Source organism: Planococcus salinus (assembly GCF_003719725.1).
Classification (GTDB): Bacteria; Bacillota; Bacilli; order Bacillales_A; family Planococcaceae; genus Planococcus; species Planococcus salinus.
This window is the reverse complement of sequence record NZ_RIAX01000001.1, coordinates 135870-155488: the sequence shown is the minus strand read 5'-3', so window position 1 is coordinate 155488 and position 19619 is coordinate 135870. Positions and strand designations below refer to the sequence as shown.

18 protein-coding genes, 1 tRNA gene and 1 riboswitch are annotated in these 19619 nt (G+C 47.1%); all 19 genes read right to left on the bottom strand.

The window, feature by feature from the left end; translation table 11 throughout:
* Positions 1–362: 362 nt before the first annotated feature.
* The 19 genes from yihA to trxA all read right to left on the bottom strand — a co-directional run bounded on the left by yihA (position 363) and on the right by trxA (position 19522).
* Positions 363–944 (bottom strand): ribosome biogenesis GTP-binding protein YihA/YsxC, encoded by a 582-nt coding sequence (gene yihA / locus EEX84_RS00740; protein ID WP_123163663.1) that lies wholly within the window; start codon positions 942–944, stop codon positions 363–365.
* Positions 941–3268: an endopeptidase La gene (gene lon / locus EEX84_RS00735; protein ID WP_123163662.1), complete on the bottom strand. Its 2328-nt coding sequence runs from the start codon at positions 3266–3268 to the stop codon at positions 941–943. The genes yihA and lon overlap by 4 nt, the downstream gene beginning before the upstream one ends.
* Positions 3269–3470: 202 nt before the next feature.
* Complete coding sequence (clpX, locus tag EEX84_RS00730) at positions 3471–4742, bottom strand: ATP-dependent protease ATP-binding subunit ClpX (protein ID WP_123163661.1); 1272 nt, start codon at positions 4740–4742, stop codon at positions 3471–3473.
* A gap of 167 nt (positions 4743–4909) precedes the next feature.
* Positions 4910–6223 (bottom strand): trigger factor, encoded by a 1314-nt coding sequence (gene tig / locus EEX84_RS00725; RefSeq protein ID WP_123163660.1) that lies wholly within the window; start codon positions 6221–6223, stop codon positions 4910–4912.
* Positions 6224–6372: 149 nt separating this feature from the next.
* Complete coding sequence (locus EEX84_RS00720) at positions 6373–7353, bottom strand: DUF3196 family protein (protein WP_123163659.1); 981 nt, start codon at positions 7351–7353, stop codon at positions 6373–6375.
* A gap of 91 nt (positions 7354–7444) precedes the next feature.
* On the bottom strand, positions 7445–7744 hold the full coding sequence (locus EEX84_RS00715; RefSeq protein ID WP_123163658.1) for a TIGR04104 family putative zinc finger protein: 300 nt from the start codon (positions 7742–7744) through the stop codon (positions 7445–7447).
* A 103-nt stretch (positions 7745–7847) separates the two neighbouring features.
* A complete protein-coding gene (locus tag EEX84_RS00710; RefSeq protein WP_123163657.1) occupies positions 7848–8405 on the bottom strand; it encodes a class I SAM-dependent methyltransferase in 558 nt (185 codons plus the stop codon).
* A gap of 218 nt (positions 8406–8623) precedes the next feature.
* Positions 8624–8697: transfer RNA gene (locus EEX84_RS00705), tRNA-Arg, on the bottom strand.
* A 210-nt stretch (positions 8698–8907) separates the two neighbouring features.
* Positions 8908–9513: an XTP/dITP diphosphatase gene (locus EEX84_RS00700; RefSeq protein WP_123163656.1), complete on the bottom strand. Its 606-nt coding sequence runs from the start codon at positions 9511–9513 to the stop codon at positions 8908–8910.
* The gene (gene rph / locus EEX84_RS00695) at positions 9510–10259 is read right to left on the bottom strand and encodes a ribonuclease PH (protein ID WP_123163655.1); all 750 of its coding nucleotides are present in this window, start codon (positions 10257–10259) and stop codon (positions 9510–9512) included. Before rph ends, EEX84_RS00700 begins: the two co-directional genes overlap by 4 nt.
* Positions 10260–10337: 78 nt before the next feature.
* Positions 10338–11141, bottom strand: a complete 804-nt coding sequence (racE, locus tag EEX84_RS00690; RefSeq protein ID WP_123163654.1) for a glutamate racemase — start codon at positions 11139–11141, stop codon at positions 10338–10340.
* A gap of 16 nt (positions 11142–11157) precedes the next feature.
* Complete coding sequence (locus EEX84_RS00685; RefSeq protein ID WP_240033888.1) at positions 11158–11613, bottom strand: MarR family winged helix-turn-helix transcriptional regulator; 456 nt, start codon at positions 11611–11613, stop codon at positions 11158–11160.
* Between the two features lie 66 nt (positions 11614–11679).
* Positions 11680–12147: an acyl-CoA thioesterase gene (locus EEX84_RS00680; RefSeq protein ID WP_123163653.1), complete on the bottom strand. Its 468-nt coding sequence runs from the start codon at positions 12145–12147 to the stop codon at positions 11680–11682.
* A 137-nt stretch (positions 12148–12284) separates the two neighbouring features.
* Positions 12285–13055: a succinate dehydrogenase iron-sulfur subunit gene (gene sdhB / locus EEX84_RS00675; RefSeq protein WP_123163652.1), complete on the bottom strand. Its 771-nt coding sequence runs from the start codon at positions 13053–13055 to the stop codon at positions 12285–12287.
* 18 nt (positions 13056–13073) lie between these two features.
* On the bottom strand, positions 13074–14822 hold the full coding sequence (gene sdhA, locus EEX84_RS00670) for a succinate dehydrogenase flavoprotein subunit (RefSeq protein ID WP_123163651.1): 1749 nt from the start codon (positions 14820–14822) through the stop codon (positions 13074–13076).
* 46 nt (positions 14823–14868) lie between these two features.
* On the bottom strand, positions 14869–15480 hold the full coding sequence (locus EEX84_RS00665) for a succinate dehydrogenase cytochrome b558 subunit (RefSeq protein WP_123164022.1): 612 nt from the start codon (positions 15478–15480) through the stop codon (positions 14869–14871).
* Positions 15481–15801: 321 nt separating this feature from the next.
* Positions 15802–17013, bottom strand: coding sequence for an aspartate kinase (locus EEX84_RS00660; protein ID WP_123163650.1), 1212 nt, complete (start codon positions 17011–17013; stop codon positions 15802–15804).
* A 136-nt stretch (positions 17014–17149) separates the two neighbouring features.
* Positions 17150–17323, bottom strand: a riboswitch (Lysine riboswitch).
* A 40-nt stretch (positions 17324–17363) separates the two neighbouring features.
* Positions 17364–19157 carry an excinuclease ABC subunit UvrC gene (uvrC, locus tag EEX84_RS00655; RefSeq protein ID WP_123163649.1) on the bottom strand — a complete coding sequence of 598 codons (1794 nt, stop codon included), beginning with the start codon at positions 19155–19157 and terminating at the stop codon, positions 17364–17366.
* Positions 19158–19207: 50 nt separating this feature from the next.
* A complete protein-coding gene (trxA, locus tag EEX84_RS00650; protein WP_123163648.1) occupies positions 19208–19522 on the bottom strand; it encodes a thioredoxin in 315 nt (104 codons plus the stop codon).
* Between the last annotated feature and the right edge of the window lie 97 nt (positions 19523–19619).

The following is a 19619-nucleotide window of genomic DNA, read 5'->3' as shown; positions in this document are numbered from 1 at the left end:
AATAATTCTAATGTAAGTTTAGCAAAGCGAATCTTCTATCACAAGGAAATTGCACAATCGGGATAATAAAAGAATTTTCCGGCAAAGAGGTTGCTTTATAAGGCAAAATTTTGATCGGCTCTCTTTAACGACAGCTGCGTTTTGCAAAGAGCCTTGCCGGTCCGGCTTTGTATTCTTCCGTTTCATTTCCATTGACAAGCTTTGTTTGCGGAATTTACTGCGTTGCTTGCGGAAAATTGGTGGTTGTTTGCGGAATTCTTTATGTTGTTTGCAGAATCCCGAAGTTTATTTGCAGAAAGCACAATTCCCCTCGAAAAATTACATAAAAAAAAGCGCGGCCCCATCAGCCGCGCTTCCTCCCCTTACATTCTGCTTTCAATTTCTTTCCACGCTGCGTCTTTGCCGAGTCCGGTTTCGGATGAAAAAACGATCAACGGGTCACCTTTTTCCATGTCCAGCGTCTCGCGGACAATTTTTTTGTGCTTTTCCCATTTGCCTTTCGGGATTTTGTCAGCTTTGGTGGCGATGATGATGCACGGAAGTTCATAATGCTTCATGAAGTCGTACATTGCGATATCGTCTTTGCTCGGTGGATGGCGGAGGTCAACAATCTGAATCACTGCGCGCAATTCTTCGCGCTCCGTGATGTAGCGCTCGATCATTTTGCCCCACGCTTCGCGTTCCGATTTGGACACTTTCGCATAGCCATAGCCCGGCACGTCGACATAAAACAATTTGTCTTCGATTTTATAGAAATTCAGTGTCTGCGTCTTCCCCGGTTTCGAGGAAATGCGCGCCATGCTTTTGCGGCCGATCATTTTATTGATGAACGACGATTTGCCTACATTGGAACGTCCGGCCAATGCGAACTCAGGCAAGCCGCCTTCCGGATATTGGTCCGGCCGGACGGCGCTGATGACTAGTTCCACGTTGTTTACAATCATTTGTCTGCTCCTTCCAAGGCGATTTCCAAAGCTTCGTCCGCTTCGGAAACAAGCTTGAACGTCAATTCTTCACGGATGGTTTCCGGAATGTCTTCCAAATCACGCTCGTTGTCACTTGGCAGGATGATCGTTTTCAGACCGGCACGGTGGGCACTCAAAGTTTTCTCTTTGACGCCGCCGATCGGCAGCACACGGCCACGTAAAGTGATTTCTCCGGTCATGCCGACTTCACGGCGGATCGGGCGCCTTGATAACGATGATACCAGCGCTGTGGCAATGGTGATGCCGGCGGAAGGGCCGTCTTTTGGAACGGCGCCTTCCGGAACGTGAATATGGATATCATGCGATTCATGGAAGTTCGGATCAATGCCAAGCGATTCAGCACGTGCTCTGACAAATGACAGAGCTGTCTGTGCTGATTCTTTCATGACATCTCCAAGTTTCCCGGTCAGCTGCAGTTTGCCTTTGCCCGGTGACAGCGATACTTCGATTTGAAGCGTATCGCCTCCGACACTGGTGTAGGCCAGTCCTGTCGCGACACCGATTTGATTGACACTTTCGGCCATGCCGTAACGGAATTTGCGTTTGCCCAGATATTCTTCGACTTTATCAGGTGTCACAGTCACTTGCTCCAGTTCTTCCCCGATAATCTGTTTGGTCACTTTCCGGCAAATTGATGCAATTTGCCGTTCAAGTCCACGGACTCCCGCCTCGCGGGTGTAATAGCGGACGATTGTCAGCAGCGCGTCTTCCGTAAATTGCAATTGTTCCGCAGACAAACCATGCTCTTCCAATTGTTTCGGAGCCAAATGGTTTTTCGCGATCATCTGCTTTTCCTGTTCCGTATAGCCTGCAATCGAAATCACTTCCATACGATCGCGCAGCGGTCCTGGAATGGTGCTCAAGTCGTTGGCTGTTGCAATGAACAGGACATTCGATAGATCGTAATTCTCTTCAATGTAATGATCGCTGAACGAATTGTTCTGCTCCGGATCCAGCACTTCCAGCATCGCTGATGACGGATCTCCACGGAAGTCGTTGGACATCTTGTCGATTTCATCAAGCAGGAACACCGGATTGACCGTGCCCGCTTTTTTCATCCCTTGAATGATTCGCCCCGGCATGGCACCGACATAGGTCCGGCGATGGCCGCGGATTTCCGATTCGTCCCGGACGCCGCCAAGCGACGCACGGACAAAGTTGCGGTCCAGCGATTCGGCGATTGATTTTGCAAGGGAGGTCTTCCCGACGCCTGGAGGACCAACAAGGCATAAAATCGGTCCGCGCAATGAATTCGTCATCTGCTGGACTGCCAAATATTCAAGCACCCGTTCTTTGACGCTTTCCAGGCCGTCATGGTCACGGTTCAAAACTTCTTCCGCGTATTTGATGTCCAACCGGTCTTTTGTCGCTTCCGACCATGGAATCGTCACAAGCCATTCGATATAGTTGCGGATAATGCCGCTTTCCGCTGCCGCTGCCGGCAATTTTTCATAACGGTCCAATTCTTTCAAAGCAACCTTTTCCGTCGATTCCGGCATATCGGCTTCTTCAATGCGCTTCTTCAGATCGACGACTTCAGCGGATTTCCCGTCTTTGTCACCGAGTTCGGTCTGAATCGCTTTCATCTGCTCGCGCAAATAAAATTCTTTTTGCGTCTGCTCCATCGCTTTTTTCACACGCTGGTTGATGCGCTTTTCAATATCGAGCACTTCCTGCTCATTGTGAAGGCGTGCAATCAGCATTTCCAGACGCTTGCTGACATCAAACGTTTCCAGCACTTCCTGTTTTCCGGCGAGCTTCAACGGCAAGTGAGAAGCCACTGTGTCCGCTAAACGGCCCGGCTCTTCAATATCCGCCACTGTGTTATAGGTTTCAGTCGTCACTTTTTTTGAGCTCTTCGAGTACTTTTCGAAATGCTCAAGTAAAATGCGCATCAACGCATCCTGTTCGGCATCTTTTTCTGTCTCATCAGGAAATGAAGTCACATCCACGACGGTGTAGGTTTCCTCATCTTCATAATGGTCCCACTGCCCGCGTTCCAGCCCTTCCACCAGTACACGGAATGTGCCGTTCGGCAGCTTCAGCATTTTCTTAACGTAGGCAAGCGTACCGATTTTCTGCAAATCGTCTTGTTCCGGCTGCTCCACACTCATGTCTTTTTGAGTCGCCAGAAAAACGAGGTTGTCTTCCAGCAGCGCCTGCTCCAGGGCAGCAATCGACCGTTCCCGGCCGACGTCGATATGCAATACCATCGTCGGAAAAACAAGGAGTCCCCGCAATGGCAGTAATGGCACCCGTTTTGTTGTTTTCTTCTTAGCCATAAAAAAAGCCACCTCCGAAATTATTTTCCTAATTCTACCTTTTTAACGAAAGAAGGCTGACTTCTGAACGCGCGGATGTGCACGATCAGAGTCAGCCCGTATCATCCTGTATGGGTTCACTTCAACAGGCAAAGGATCTTGCCCATGAAAGTCCGATTGATGTCTCCCCGCAGCCAGGTTTGCCTGGTGCCTGGAATCGATCTTAAGCGGATGTTCTTTCGTTATTGTCTTTGTCGTATACCGTACCATCTTCTAAAATGAGTTTCGGCTGTACGTTATCAGTGATTGTTTCAGCAGTGATGACACATTCAACGATATCCTCACGTGAAGGCAAGTCGAACATCACTTCCAGCATGGTATTTTCAATGATGGAACGCAGTCCGCGTGCTCCCGTTTTGCGTTCAATCGCTAATTTAGCAATCTCTGTCAACGCTTCGTCTTCAAACGTCAATGTAACATCGTCAAGCTCCATCATTTTTTGGTATTGCTTGATCAATGCGTTTTTCGGTTCAGTCAAAATCTGAACAAGTGCATTTTCATCCAATTGCTCAAGGCTCGCCAAGACAGGCAAACGGCCGATAAATTCAGGGATTAAGCCGAATTTCAGCAAGTCTTCCGGAATCAGCTGGCTGAGCAATGATTTTTCATCCACTTCTTCTTTGTTCGGATCTGCGCCGAAACCAATGATCTTATTGCCTAGACGGCGTTTGATGATCTGGTCTACTCCGTCAAAGGCTCCACCAACGATAAACAACACATTGGTTGTATCGATTTGGATGAATTCCTGGTGAGGGTGCTTACGTCCGCCTTGCGGTGGAACGCTGGCTGTAGTGCCTTCCAGGATTTTCAGAAGTGCCTGCTGCACGCCTTCCCCTGATACGTCACGGGTGATGGATGGATTTTCGGATTTGCGGGCAACTTTATCGATTTCATCGATATAGATAATGCCTTTTTCCGCACGTTCCACATCGTAATCCGCCGCCTGGATCAATTTAAGCAGAATGTTTTCCACGTCTTCGCCTACATAACCGGCTTCAGTCAATGAAGTGGCGTCCGCAATGGCAAACGGAACATTCAGAATACGGGCCAAAGTTTGAGCAAGCAAGGTTTTCCCGCTTCCTGTCGGCCCGATTAATACGATATTGGATTTGGACAACTCGACGTCGTCGATCTTGCTGTTTGAATTTACGCGCTTGTAATGGTTGTACACAGCAACTGCCAGCGATTTTTTCGCTTTGTCCTGCCCGATTACATAGCCGTTCAGAATGTCCAGAATTTCTTTTGGTTTTGGAACTTCATGGAATTCCACTTCTTCTTCTGTACCAAGCTCTTCTTCTACGATTTCCGTACACAGCTCAATACATTCATCACAAATATATACACCCGGTCCTGCGACCAGTTTACGAACCTGTTCTTGTGGTTTGCCACAAAACGAACACTTCAGATGTTCTTTCTCGTCATTGAATTTGAACAATGTATTCACCCCTATTCAAGCCATTATATTACAAGATTATCTTTATTGTAGCAACTATTTAGATTTGCTCCAACAAATCAGCTTCTGTGTATGGTAGCAGATGTTCTATGTAGAGTAAAACAAGGCGCGTTGCCGCACCTTGTTTTCTTGGATTGTATGAATAAGGTTTACTCAGCGTCTTCGGCGTCGTTGACCTCTGTCGTGATATTGGCGTTTTCCACCAGGAATTCCACCGTGTTTTGCATGCGGATATCATTTTCAAGCATTTCTGTGCCGCCAAGAGCTGCTTTGATCTGTTCCACATCCATGTTGAATTGGCCAGCCATTTTTTCAAGCTCTTTGTCGATATCTTCCGGAGTCACTTCCAGGTTTTCTGCTTCAGCAATCGCTTCAAGTGTCAATGATACACGTACGCGTGTTTCAGCATCTCCATGCATCTGCTCGCGAAGAGCTGCTTCGTCCTGTCCGGAGAACTGATAGTAAAGGTCCAGGTTCATGCCTTGCTGTGTCAGACGCTGTTCGAAATCCTGCATCATGCGGTCCATTTCTGAATGGATCATAGCATGCGGGATGTCGATTGTAGCATTTTCAGCCGCTTTTTGGACAAGTTCATCGCGAAGTGCCGCATCAGCAGCAGATGCTTTTTCAGCGATTGTGTTTTCTTTCAATTTTGTGCGAAGTTCTTCGACACTTCCCACTTCCGGATCGATTTCTTTTGCTAATTCATCGTCCAGTTCAGGAAGTTCTTTCGCTTTGACTTCGTTGACTTTCACTTTGAATGTCGCAGCTTTTCCTGCAAGTTCAGCAGCGTGGTATTCTTCAGGGAAAGTTACTTCCACGTCTTTTTCTTCTCCGGCTTTCAAACCGATCAATTGCTCTTCAAATCCTGGAATGAATGAATTCGAACCGATTTCAAGAGAATAATCGTTTCCTGCTCCGCCTTCGAACGCTTCACCGTCAACAAATCCTTCAAAGTCGATGACAGCTGTGTCGCCTTCAACGATTGCCTCATCTTCTTTGACAGCCAGTTCCGCAAAACGCTCCTGGCTTTCTTTCAATTGGTTTTCGATATCTTCATCTGTTACTTCTGTGTCTTGTTTTGTCACTTCAAGACCTTTGTACTCGCCAAGCTCGACTTCCGGTTTTACTGTCACTTTCGCAGTAAACACAAGCGGCTGGTTCTTTTCCAACGTCTCAATGTCGATTTCAGGACGGTCAACCGGGTTGATGCCCGCTTCTTCGACAGCGTTTGCGTATGCATCCGGCAAGATGAAATCCAGTGCATCCTGGTAAAGAGATTCTACGCCAAAACGTTTTTCGAACATTTGACGAGGCATTTTCCCTTTACGGAAACCAGGTACGTTTATTTCCTTGACGACTTTTTTGAACGCTTTGTCCAGTCCTGCATTGACTTCTTCAGCAGGCACTTCTACTGTAAGTGTTCCTGTGTTACCTTCTTGTTTTTCCCATTTTGCTGACATTTATTAGCCCTCCAAACATTTTCTGCAAAGTCATATTACGTTCTCCCGTTGTACACGGGCATCAAGAACTCCCAAGTTGAAAAGTTCTCTTTATACGATTTTTGACAACCACCATATTATAGCATAGATGGCGTCAGGTTCAACTATTTCTACTGATTGCGCATCTCAAACCATTGTTCCGCCTGTATGATCAACTCCAACAGCCTTTCATTGGCACCTGCAGAAGTTTCACCGCTGAACAGCATATCCAGGTAATCCATATAGGCGGCGGCCACTTCAGCTTCCGGAAAATCCGGCCAATGAAACGGATAAAACAGATAAACATGCCGGTCAAACAGCTCTTTCGCCAATTCCAGACGCGAAGGATCCTTGGACAATGATTCTTCAATTTGCTTTTTGATCGATTCAAGCCGCGGGTTTGATAAAGGATCCGGCAGTTCGGAGATACGGAAGCGCCCCTGGTAATGGAACTTTTCCACTTCAACAACAGCATCGATGTTTTCCTGATGAAGCGTAAATAATATGTATGTTTTCGTCAGCAGATCCACTTCGGGGTGCCCGACAATCGCCAGCAGGTGCTTTTTCAGTGCGTTATAGGAAGCTGGCGGCAAATCCATAATCAGCCACTCCTGCTCGAGCGGGGATAAAGACAAAAATTCCTCCAATTGATACATCGTGGAATCCACAGTTTCGATGGACGCATTGGCGACAATCTGTTCGTTCAGATCCCTCAGTTGACGAAATTGTTCCAAACGCTCTTCCGGAAGAACGTTTTCTTCTATCAGAGCTTCAATCATCTGCTCCGCTTCTTCATATTGCCGGACTTGCATTAAAATACTTATGTATAATTCCATTGTTTCCAGGTAATGAATCGGTCCGATGCGCAGCAGTTCGCGGCAAACATCGAGCGCCTCTTCGAACTCCCCCAGTTCGTAAAGGCAATAAGAATATGCACCAAGTGCTGCGGTGTGATCGGGCTCGTACGCCAGCACCTGGTACAGTTTGTCTCTGGCTTGTTCATACTTTTCGTTTTTCAGAAAAGTCATTCCGTCTGTGAGCAGGCGATTTATCGTGGTAGGAAAAACGATGACGTTCCCTTTCCGCTTTAAATCCCTGTACTTTTTTCGCATATAACCACCCCATTTGTACTGAATATCATATCATACAAGCCAAAGTTGGGAAATTAAAACTTTAAATTATCCGAATATTTGAATACTTTTTTCACCATAAAGGCTCTTCCTCTTCCGTCAACTCCATGTGAAAAGGCATCAAACTGATGCTCACCGCAAATAATACAAGCATCAGAAAGAGCACGAAAAAGACACTCAGATCCAAAAATATATTCAACGCCAATGGAATCAGCACCAGCCAATTGAACCAAATCATCCGCTTCCGCGATTTTTTCGTCAAATGCTGGCGCTTACCGCATTTGGGGCATTTCATGGCTGGATCCAAACTGAACGAACTTTTCATCGCTTCTTTCCAGCTCCATGTTCGCCCGCAGCTGTTACAAGTCGGCATCGGCCCACCTCCTTTCTTATCATTAATTTATACGATTCACTTTGTTTTCCGTTTCGCTCAACGGCCAAACAAAAACGATCCGGAGCCTAAACTCCCGGATCGTTTACTGGATGCATTTAAAGACAAAAGCTGGCGGGGCATTGCGGAGCACTTTGTCCACCTGGATGCTGGTGAAAAAGGAATGCAAATACTTTTGTTTGAAGCGTGTGTATTGGAAAGTGATGAATACCCCGTCTTGCCCCAAAACTTTTTTCGTTTCCCTGAGAATCCGTTCCGAGACTTCTTTTGGGAGACTGGCAAAAGGCAGTCCCGAGACGATATAGTCCACTTGCTCCACTCCGTATTTGTTCAGATAATGCGCCACCCGCTCAGCAGAATCAAAAATAATATGAACATTGTCCATATCGCCGTATTTCTGCTGCAGGAGCTCGTAGAACCCCCGATTGTTTTCAAATAGTAAAAGCTTGGTGCTGTTTCTCTTTTTTTGTATCAGTTGCTCCGTAAAAACTCCGGTTCCCGGTCCGTACTCCACAATGCAATCGGTGCTTTCAAATCGGATGGACGCCACCATCTGTTCGGCAAGCTGGCGGGAACTTGGCAAAATTGCTCCGACAGAACGAGGGTGCTTCATGTATTGGGTAAAAAACTGCAGTGGAATCATAAGCATCCTCTTTTCTTTTTCAATTTCGTACCCTTGGACAAAAGAACAATTTCCAGACGTCTTGGCAATAAACACTTTTTAAGAATAATCTGAATTCACTTTTATCATACCATGCTTTTTCAACTTAATACAATACCTACCCGTATACTATGGATACTAGGCCACAACAAAAAAGCAACCTGAACCATTACGGTCAGATTGCTTCAGAATTATGTATACGTCCCAGGAGAGATTCGAACTCCCGACCGACGCCTTAGAAGGGCGTTGCTCTATCCAGCTGAGCTACTGGGACATGGCTTTGTTAGCATTTACACTCCAGCAGCCGTGACAGCAACTCGTGCTTTTCTCTAACAAAAGACAATTTTAATTATAGAAATCATTTGAAGAAAAGTCAATGCTATTTTAAAAAAATAAACAAATTAATTTCTTATTGATGCTTCCCGCATCAAACAGCAGGTCTCCCGCTGCTATAAGCAGGAGATCCGCCGAATGAACCTGCATTTTATTTTTCGGTTTCCAACCAGTCAGGCATGGAACTTTCCAACTTCCGGATCGCATTGCCGCGATGGGAAATGGCCGCTTTTTCTTCCGGCGATAATTCAGCCATCGCTTTGCCGATTTCAGGAACATAAAAAATGGGGTCGTAGCCGAATCCCTGATCGCCTTTACGGCCGGTCAGAATCACACCTTCACATGAACCGGAAAACGTTTCGGTTTGTTTGCCCGGAGCAGCTACCGCCAACACACAGCGGAAACGCGCAGTCCGCTCGCTGTCAGGCACCTCCGCCAAATTCTCAAGCACTTTATCGATATTGGCGTCGTCATTTTTTTGTTCTCCCGCATAGCGCGCCGAGTAAACACCCGGCTCTCCGCCTAATGCATCAATTTCCAGTCCGCTGTCATCGGCAATGACCACCGTCTGGAGAGCCTCTGCCACCGTTTCCGCTTTCAGGATGGCATTTTCCTCAAACGTCACTCCTGTTTCTTCAACATCCAGTTGCTCCGCCACATCCCTGAGCGTCAGCACTTCATAGCCGAGCGGCGAAAACAGCGCTTCGAAATCCTTTGCTTTGCCTTTGTTCTGCGTGGCAATGATTACTTTTTTCATAGCTCTGAACTCACCTCTTCGCCGATGCGTGATGCCAGCGTTCCTAGAACCTCTTTTTGAATGGCAATCAATTCACTGATTCCAGCTTCTCCAAGATCCAGCAATTCGTTCAGCTGTGCACGCGAAAATGTCGCTTCTTCGCCGGTACCCTGAAGTTCCACGAATTGGCCTGCTCCTGTCATCACCAGGTTCATATCCACTTCAGCCGTCGAATCTTCTGCATAGTTCAAATCCAGAATGGCTCCGTGTTCGTGGGAAATTCCGACACTTGTCGCTGCCAGAAAATCTGTCACCGGAAAAGCCGCCAATTCCAATTTGCCGATGGCCATCGTCATTGCCACGAATGCACCGGTGATCGAAGCGGTCCGTGTACCGCCGTCTGCCTGGATGACGTCACAGTCAATCCACAACGTCCGTTCGCCCAATTTTTCCAGATCCACCACTGCCCGCAATGCCCGGCCGATCAAACGCTGGATTTCCATCGTGCGCCCGCCGACTTTCCCGCGCGAAGACTCCCGCATATTGCGGCTGTTCGTCGCTCTTGGAAGCATCGAATATTCAGCTGTAATCCAGCCTTTTCCCTGTCCTCTCAAAAATCCGGGAACCCGCTCTTCAATTGTAGCTGTGCAGATTACTTTGGTCTGCCCCACTGTGATCAATACCGAGCCTTCCGGATGAATCAAATAATCAATGTCCATCGTTACAGGCCGCAATTGGTCCGGCTTTCTTTCGTCTATTCTTGTCATGATAAATCCTCCTCGTATTTGCTCAATTAGCGTACCATATTTCCATTCCCACGACAAAAACCTGACCAGCCGAAGCAGTCAGGCTTTTGAAAATCGTATCGAATGAATCAGCGGCTCTTCAATAGCGAGCCATTTTCGGATGATGTCCGCGAAAATGGGACCGGAGCCTGTCGTATAGAAATGATGCACCGGCGGTTTTTGGCGGCTGGCAAATTGATGATTGAACGCCAGATGCTGCTCCACATCTTTCGCCGTTTCCTGAGCCGAAGAAAGAACGCAGACCCCGCTGCCAAGTGTTTCTTCGACAAAACCTTGCAGAAGAGGGTAATGTGTGCAACCAAGAATGGCTGTGTCGAACGATTCTTCTGCCAGACAGGCCAGTGTCTCCCGGACGAGACGGCGTGCGAAATCACCTTCGTACTCATCACTTTCTACAAGCGGGACAAAACGCGGACAAGCCAATTGCACGACATGGGAAGACGATACAAGCGACTTGATCGCCTTTTCGTAAGCACCACTCTGAACCGTCCCTGACGTCCCGAGAACGGCGATTCGCTTGGTGGACGATGATTTGATGGCAGCCCGTGCTCCTGGAAAAATGACGCCAATGACCGGGATCGGCAGCCGTTTTTGCAATGAATAAAGCGCTGCCGCTGTAGCAGTATTGCAGGCGATGACCAGCATTTTGATGTTTTTCTTCATCAAAGCATTCGCCATCTGCCACGTGTACTTCCGCACCTGCGATAGTGGTCGTGGGCCATACGGGCACCGTGCATTGTCTCCTATGTAGTAAATCTGTTCGTTTGGCAGCAGTTTCATAATTTCTTTTGCGACGGTCAAACCGCCTACTCCTGAATCAATTACACCTATTGGGGCGTTCAACCTTATCGCCTCTATCCTATTTCATGTTTTTGTGCAGCTTTTCAAGCAAAAATGCAAATTGCTCCACTTCTTTTTCATCAAAGCCACTGAGGACATTCTGCAGATAACCTTGTCTTTCTTTAATCACTTCTTCAATAATCCGTTCGCCTTCTTTTAGCAGCTTAATGCGAACCACCCGACGATCCTGTTCTTCGCGGATGCGTACGACCAATTCGTTTTTTTCCATGCGGTCGACCAAATCGGTTGTCGTACTGAATGCCAGATACATTTTGTTCGACAGGTCACCGATTGTCATATCACCATGCTCAAACAGCCATTGCAAAGCGACGAACTGAGGCGGGGTAATCGTATAGGAGTTCAGGATTTCACGGCCTTTTTGCTTGATGATGCCAGAAATATAACGGAGTTCTTTTTCCATGAATGCTACCCGTGCCGTGTCGTGGTACATGGCCTTGTTCGTGTCCTCACTCATTAAGTTCAACCACTCCTTTAAAGAATTTATTCAATACCAATAATTTTTGCCGGAGGCATAAGCCATTCAGCTTTTCACTGATGCGCTTTGTGTGCTTTCAAACAATCTCCGCTCTTCTTCGGACCATGGATATCCTTTACCTGTCTTTTTCGAAATCTGGACCATGGCGCCTCGGCCGGTGAAACAAGTTTCCTTTTTGTCATTGACTGCCCAATAATGAATGTCAATTGACGAATTGCCAATCGACTCTATCTTAACGAATATTTGCAGTTTGTCATCAAAAAATACTTGCTTCAAATAATCGATCTGCGCATCTGCCACTACTGGAAAAAGTTCTGCTTCGCTTGTAAGCCAGTTCTGCATGACTCCCAGTTCTTTCATGTATTCAATCCGCGCGAATTCGAAATAATTGAGTGGCACAGTATTGTTCAGGTGCCCAAACAGATCCGTTTCCGAAAAACGCACCTGCACCGGCACAGAAAATGAAAATCCGTTTTTCCACTCTTCGAAATCTCCGATATATTTCGCTTTCATAATAACCCTCCCGTAAGTTGTGTGGGTGTTCATTTTTATAGTATAGCAAAAAGCTGTCGAAATATGTCGCTGTTTTTACAGGAAAACAAAAATTAAAAACCCCGCAGAGAAAACTGCGGGGTTTCAAATCGAGCTTATTATCCAACTGCGTGGTCGCTTCCGAAGAAGTTACGGAACATTTGGACAGTGGTTTCACGGTTCAATGCTGCGATGGAAGTTGTCAAAGGAATTCCTTTTGGACAAGATTCCACACAGTTTTGCGAGTTACCGCAACTTGCAAGGCCGCCTTCGCCCATGATGGCGTTCAAGCGCTCATCACGAGTCATGGAACCTGTTGGATGCGCGTTCATCAAGCGCACTTGTGAAAGTGGAGCTGCTCCGATGAAATCGGATTTATCATTGACGTTCGGGCATGCTTCCAGGCAGACGCCGCAAGTCATGCATTTTGACAATTCATAAGCCCACTGGCGTTTGCGTTCAGGCATACGTGGCCCTTCGCCAAGGTCATGCGTTCCGTCGATTGGAACCCACGCTTTGACTTTTTTCAGTGAATCGAACATCCGGCTGCGGTCAACGATCAAGTCGCGGACAACAGGGAATGTTTTCATCGGCTGAAGACGGATTGGCTGTTCCAGTTGGTCAACAAGCGCTGTACAAGATTGGCGCGCTTTACCGTTGATGACCATTGAACATGCACCACATACTTCCTCGAGGCAGTTCATATCCCAAGTAACAGGAGTCGTTTTCTTCCCTTCCGTGTTGACAGGGTTACGACGAATTTCCATCAAAGCGGAAATGACGTTCATGTTGGCGCGATATGGTAATTCGAACTTTTCCCAATACGAATTTTCATCCGTGGAGTTTCTGCGTTCGATTTCAAAGATAACCGTTTTTGCTGCTTCACCCATGGTAAATTAGCTCCTTTCTTAGGCTTTCGCTGAGTAATCACGTTTACGTGGCGGAATCAGTGACGTGTCGACTTCTTCGTAATGGAAGATTGGTGCATCGTATCCATTGAATTTTGCCATTGTCGTCTTAAGGAATTCTTCGTCATTACGTTCCGGGAAATCCGGTTTGTAATGAGCGCCACGGCTCTCGTTGCGGTTTAACGCACCAAGTGTAATCGCTCTAGCCAAATGTAGCATATTTTTCAATTGACGTGTAAACATAGCGCCTTGGTTGCTCCAAAGCTGTGTATCCGTCATGCTGATGTGGTTGAAACGTTCCAGCAACTCCTGAATTTTCTCATCAGTCGCTTTCAGTTTATCGTTATAGCGGACAACAGTGACATTATCCGTCATCCATTCACCAAGTTCTTTGTGCAGGACGTAGGCGTTTTCTGTGCCATCCAACGCAAGGATTTCTTCCCATTTGCGTTTTTCGTCCGCCACGTGTCTGTCAAAAATGTCCGAAGGAAGATCCTCCGCCAGCTTTTCCAGACCGTTGATGTATTTAAGGGCATTTGGTCCAGCGACCATACCGCCATAAATGGCTGACAGCAAAGAGTTTGCTCCAAGACGGTTCGCACCGTGCTGAGAATAATCACATTCCCCGGCAGCGAAAACGCCTGGGATATTGGTCATCTGGTCGTCATCGACCCATAATCCGCCCATTGAATAATGGACAGCCGGGAAAATCTTCATCGGTACTTTGCGTGGGTCGTCTCCAGTGAATTTCTCATAGATTTCGATGATCCCGCCAAGTTTGATGTCCAGTTCTTTCGGATCTTTATGGGACAGATCCAAATACACCATGTTTTCACCGTTGATGCCGAGTTTTTGGTTGACACAGACATCAAAAATTTCGCGCGTTGCAATATCGCGCGGAACCAGGTTACCGTATGCCGGATATTTTTCTTCCAGGAAATACCAAGGCTTGCCGTCTTTGTAAGTCCAAATACGTCCACCTTCCCCACGGGCCGATTCTGACATCAAACGCAGTTTATCGTCTCCCGGAATTGCTGTCGGGTGAATTTGGATAAACTCACCGTTGGCATAGTAGACGCCTTGCTGATAAGCGATCGAAGCTGCGGATCCTGTGTTGATGACAGAGTTTGTCGATTTTCCGAAAATGATTCCGGGACCGCCTGTCGCCATGATCACTGCATCCCCGCGGAATGCTTCGATTTCTGATGTTGTCATGTTTTGGGCTGTGATACCTCTGCCCACGCCGTCTTCATCAAGTACTAAGCCGATAAATTCCCAGCCTTCGTATTTGGTTACAAGTCCGTTCACTTCATGGCGGCGAACCTGCTCATCAAGAGCGTAAAGCAATTGCTGACCAGTCGTAGCACCGGCAAATGCCGTTCTGTGATGCATGGTGCCCCCGAAACGGCGGAAATCCAACAAACCTTCCGGCGTACGGTTGAACATAACGCCCATGCGGTCAAGCAGTCGGATAATTTCTGGAGCAGCGTCTGTCATTTTTTTAACCGGACGCTGGTTTGCCAGAAAGTCACCGCCATAAACGGTGTCGTCCAGGTGAATTGCAGGGGAATCCCCTTCACCTTTCGTATTCACCGCTCCATTGATCCCGCCTTGCGCACAAACTGAATGGGACCGTTTTACGGGAACGATGGAAAATAAGTCGACCGGCGAGCCTGCTTCTGCAGCTTTAACAGCTGCCATCAAGCCGGCAAGTCCGCCTCCGACAATTATAAGTTTGCCTTTCGCCATTGTGGTACTCACTCCTCTTTTAGTTCACCAGTAAATGGAAGCGTTCTTAGATGAACGCGAACAATGCTCTGATACCAATAATCGATAGTACAATAAACACTAGAAGCGTGAAATAAGTTGTGTAGCGCTGCGACTTTTCAGACTGTGTAATTCCCCAAGTCACAAGGAAAGACCATAGCCCGTTCGCCAAATGGAATGTCGCCGCCAAAACTCCCGCAATATAGAATGCCAGCATCCATGGATTGTCCAAAATGTTGGCCATCATATTGAAGTTGGCTTCTGCAGCTCCGATCGCTACCTGGAACCGTGTTTCAAACACGTGCCATGCGATAAAGATCACAAGGAAAATCCCTGTGTAACGCTGAGCGACAAACAAGATGTTACGCATATAACTGTAATGTCCCGGATTGTTTTTCGTCGTGAAAGCTATGTATAAACCATAAAACGCATGATACATTAATGGTAAATAAATAACGAAAATCTCCAGGAAAATAACGAATGGCAGATTCGCCATGAAATGAGAAGCATTATTGAAAGCTTCTACCCCTTGCGTAGCAAAATGGTTGACGATTAAGTGTTGCGTCAAAAAGATTCCGATCGGGATAATTCCGAGCAAAGAATGCAGTCTGCGCAATAAAAATTCACGGTTTTCCAAAATTTTACCCCCCTCAGCCCAATAAATCGGCAATAAAAAAAGCGAACGATATGTTACGAAAGCTTTCATCACTGCACTTATCATCATGATACATTAATATGACATATTTATTGTACTCCCCGCCATGAGGAGCGTCAAGGCAACTCTCGCTTTTTAAAAAGATTCTTTCAGTTATTTTATTATATTGAAAGTGGATTTCTTTCTACTGAAAACAGCGGAAGCGATACTTGTATATCATCCATTTCCATACAGCAGTGTTGTCGTTCATTTTTCGAGAATAAAAACAGACCCGGTCAGAAACCGGATCTGTGACTTTCCTGGACATTACTCCAACCCATATTCTTCATGCAGGGCATTGGCCGATTTATGCATGTCGTTTTCCGGCACCACAACAGAAACTTTGATCTCCGAGGTGCTGACCATCTTAACAGGAATATCCTGCCGTCGCAGAATATCGAACATCTGCGCCGCAACCCCCGGGTTCGAGACCATTCCGGAGCCGACAATGGATACTTTCGACAAACCGACTTCAAAATCAGTCGACACAAAACCGATGTCGGATTGATATGTATCCAGCACCCGTTTCACCTCGTCCATGTGATCCTGCTTGATGGAAAATGACACCGATGGCGGAAAATCGTTGGTAATGCTTTGGACAATGATATCTACGTCAATATGATGCTCTGCCAGTTTTGTGAAAATGTTCGCAAGCGATCCGTTGAACGGTTTTTTGTACGTCACCGTCACACGCGCGATCCCCGGTTCAAATGCAACGCCTCTGACAATTAGATTTTTCTCCACAGTGACCACCTCTTGAATGATTGTTCCCGCTTCATCCGAATAACTTGCTCTTACGGACAATGGGACGTTGTTATTTTTTGCAAATTCCACAGCACGCGGATGCAATACGCCGGCTCCCAGATTCGCCAGTTCCAGCATCTCATCATAGGAAATCTGTTCCAGCTTGCGTGCGCCGTTCACATAGCGCGGATCTGATGTATATACCCCATCGACATCTGTGTAAATATCACATTTGCGGGCATTCAAGGCAGCAGCCAGCGCAACCGCCGTCGTATCGGAACCGCCCCGTCCGAGCGTCGTGATATTGCCGGCTCTGTCAACTCCCTGGAACCCGGCAACCACACAGAAAAACCCTTCCGAAAGCGCCTGTTCAAGCCGTTCTGTATGAATGTGCTCGATACGGGCGTTGCGCGGCACAGATTCAGTTTCAATCCCTGCCTGCCATCCGGTAAAAGACAAAGCTTCGTGTCCCAGCGTTTTAAAAGCCATCGCCAACAGGGAAATTGTCACTTGCTCACCGGTTGCCAGCAGCATATCCATTTCCCGTTTCGAAGGATTGGCAGTTATCTCATCAGCCAGCGCCTGAAGCGTGTCCGTCGTTTTTCCCATCGCCGAGACCACAATCACCACCCGGTTGCCTTTTTCTTTTTCACTGATCGCCCGTTCGGCAACACCGATAATTTTTTCCGGAGTTGCAACAGATGTTCCTCCAAATTTCATGACTACTGTTTCCATATTATCCACTCCCACATAGTTATGTGGCTCTCAATGTATCCAGCAAAAGCGCCAAAAGCGCTGGTGCCAAACACAAAAAGAGGCAGCCCGCCGCAACTGCAGCAAACTACCTCTTCCTCATGTACGAAAAACGTCCATGTGAGATAGCCCTCCAGAGAATTACTCTGACAGCCCTGCACTTCTTAAATGCAGAACCAGCATGCTCGGCTGCAGCCTTTGCACACTTCGGCGACCGCCCCTTTCCCCATTCCTCACAGATTCTGCAAATCTCCGAATGGCTACTATTGACGTTCGCGCCTCTATCATCACTTTTCCAAGTGATTCAATTATTCTTCTACAATAACATGAACTTATTCCGTTGACAATGTTTCCTGTGCAAAATGGCGGTGGATGGAGACCGCTAATTTTTCCGGCATGCCCGCTTCTTTTAACTGTGCCACATCCGCTTCTCTGATCCGCTTGACCGACCCAAAATGTTTCAGCAGCTGCTGGCGCCGCTTGGGGCCGACGCCTTCAAGTTCATCCAGCACCGAGACGATCGAGTTCTTGCCTCTCAATTGGCGGTGGAATGTGATTACAAATCGATGCACTTCGTCCTGTATGCGCTGAAGCAGATAAAATGCTTCGCTTGTCCGTTTCAGCGGCACCACTTCCACTGGATCTCCGTACAGCAATTGGGACGTCTGGTGTTTTGTGTCTTTGGCAAGACCCGCTATTGGAATCGACAGGCCCAGCTCATCTTCCAGAATTTCACGCGCCGACTCCATCTGCCCTTTTCCGCCGTCAATGACGATGAGGTCCGGCAATGGCAATCCATCTTTCAGCACACGGGTATAGCGGCGCCGGATGACTTCACGCATCGCTGCGTAGTCGTCCGGTTTGGAAGCATTCCGCGTCTTGTATTTGCGGTAATCTTTTTTCGACGGCTTGCCGTCGACGAACGTAATCATGGCAGATACCGCATCCGCTCCCTGGATATGCGAGTTATCAAAGGCCTCTATACGCAATGGCGTCTCAATATTCATCGCTTCTCCCAGTTCCTGGCATGCACCTACCGTCCGCTCTTCCTGCCGTTCAAGCAGCTGAAATTTTTCTTTGATGGCGATTTCCGCGTTTTTCTTTGCCAATGCCACCAAATCTTTTTTCTTTCCCCGCTGCGGAACCAGTACACGGATTCCCAGCCAGTCTTTGATCAACTCCGCGTCTTCGCCTTCAGGCAATAAAATCTCATTCGGCTTGACGTTGTTCGGTTTTTCGTAAAATTGCCCCAAAAAAGTGAGAAACTCCTCCTGTGGATCCCGGTAAAGCGGAAACAGTGATACATCCCGCTCAATTAATTTTCCTTGCCGCACAAAAAAGACCTGAACACACATCCAGCCTTTATCAACGGCATAGGCGAAAACGTCGCGGTTGGTGAAATCATTCATCGTCATTTTCTGCTTTTCCATCACCGTTTCGATATGGGAAATCTGATCACGGTATTCTTTTGCCCGCTCAAACTCCAGATTTTCAGCAGCCTCCGACATCTTTTCCACCAATTCCTGTTTCACTTCACGGAAACCGCCATTTAAGAAACGCGTGATGCCATCGATCATTTCCCGGTAAGTTTCCTGCTCGACCGGCTTAATGCACGGCGCCAAACATTGCCCCATATGGTAATAAAGGCAGGCGCGATCCGGCATCGTATGACATTTCCGCAATGGATACAAGCGATCGAGTAACTTCTTCGTTTCACTTGCAGCATGGGCATTCGGATAAGGACCAAAGTATTTTCCTTTGTCTTTTTTCACTTGCCTGGTTGTGATCAGCTTCGGATGACGCTCTCCCGTAATTTTCAAGTAAGGATAGGACTTGTCATCTTTCAGCATAATGTTGTATTTCGGATCGTATTTTTTTATCAGGTTCAATTCGAGGATCAGTGCCTCAATGTCCGATGAAGTCACGATGTACTCAAAGTCTTCGATTTCATTGACCAAGCGCTGCGTTTTGGCATCGTGGCTCCCTGTAAAGTACGAACGGACACGATTTTTCAAAACTTTCGCCTTCCCGACGTAAATGACTGTGCCTTGCCGGTCCTTCATCAAATAACAACCCGGCTGGTCAGGAAGAACGGCCAATTTATGTTGGATCAATTCATTTGTCATAAGCTCACCCTATTAAAAAACCGGGTTCCATCGCTGGACCCGGTTAAGAATTATGCGTGCTGGTTCACCAATTCAGCCAAAGCTTCTTTTGGTCTGAAGCCAACTACTTTGTCCACCGTTTCTCCGTCTTTCATCAAAAGGAGTGTTGGAATTGACATGATGCCGTAATTTCCTGCAGTTTCCTGGTTTTCGTCAACATCGACTTTTACGATTTTCACTTTATCGCTCATTTCAGCGTCCAATTCTTCCAGGACAGGAGCGATCATTTTACATGGTCCACACCAAGTAGCCCAAAAATCTACCAGTACTAATCCTTCTGAAACTTCCTGTGAAAAGTTTTGATCTGTTCCGTGTACAATTGCCATTGAAAATTCCTCCTTATAGGTAAACACAAACTATAAACTGATTATAGCACGCACCAAATGAGCGGGCTAATTTTCTGCCTGTAATTCAAATACCCTC

Coding starts and splice junctions, on each gene's coding strand:
- yihA (WP_123163663.1), bottom strand. CDS start 944: ATGATTGTAAACAACGTGGAACTAGTCATCAGCGCCGTCCGGCCGGAC.
- lon (WP_123163662.1), bottom strand. CDS start 3,268: ATGGCTAAGAAGAAAACAACAAAACGGGTGCCATTACTGCCATTGCGG.
- tig (WP_123163660.1), bottom strand. CDS start 6,223: ATGTCAGCAAAATGGGAAAAACAAGAAGGTAACACAGGAACACTTACA.
- EEX84_RS00720 (WP_123163659.1), bottom strand. CDS start 7,353: ATGCGAAAAAAGTACAGGGATTTAAAGCGGAAAGGGAACGTCATCGTT.
- EEX84_RS00715 (WP_123163658.1), bottom strand. CDS start 7,744: ATGCCGACTTGTAACAGCTGCGGGCGAACATGGAGCTGGAAAGAAGCG.
- EEX84_RS00710 (WP_123163657.1), bottom strand. CDS start 8,405: ATGATTCCACTGCAGTTTTTTACCCAATACATGAAGCACCCTCGTTCT.
- EEX84_RS00700 (WP_123163656.1), bottom strand. CDS start 9,513: ATGAAAAAAGTAATCATTGCCACGCAGAACAAAGGCAAAGCAAAGGAT.
- rph (WP_123163655.1), bottom strand. CDS start 10,259: ATGACAAGAATAGACGAAAGAAAGCCGGACCAATTGCGGCCTGTAACG.
- EEX84_RS00685 (WP_240033888.1), bottom strand. CDS start 11,613: ATGAGTGAGGACACGAACAAGGCCATGTACCACGACACGGCACGGGTA.
- EEX84_RS00680 (WP_123163653.1), bottom strand. CDS start 12,147: ATGAAAGCGAAATATATCGGAGATTTCGAAGAGTGGAAAAACGGATTT.
- sdhB (WP_123163652.1), bottom strand. CDS start 13,055: ATGGGTGAAGCAGCAAAAACGGTTATCTTTGAAATCGAACGCAGAAAC.
- sdhA (WP_123163651.1), bottom strand. CDS start 14,822: ATGGCGAAAGGCAAACTTATAATTGTCGGAGGCGGACTTGCCGGCTTG.
- EEX84_RS00660 (WP_123163650.1), bottom strand. CDS start 17,013: ATGGAAACAGTAGTCATGAAATTTGGAGGAACATCTGTTGCAACTCCG.
- uvrC (WP_123163649.1), bottom strand. CDS start 19,157: ATGACAAATGAATTGATCCAACATAAATTGGCCGTTCTTCCTGACCAG.
- trxA (WP_123163648.1), bottom strand. CDS start 19,522: ATGGCAATTGTACACGGAACAGATCAAAACTTTTCACAGGAAGTTTCA.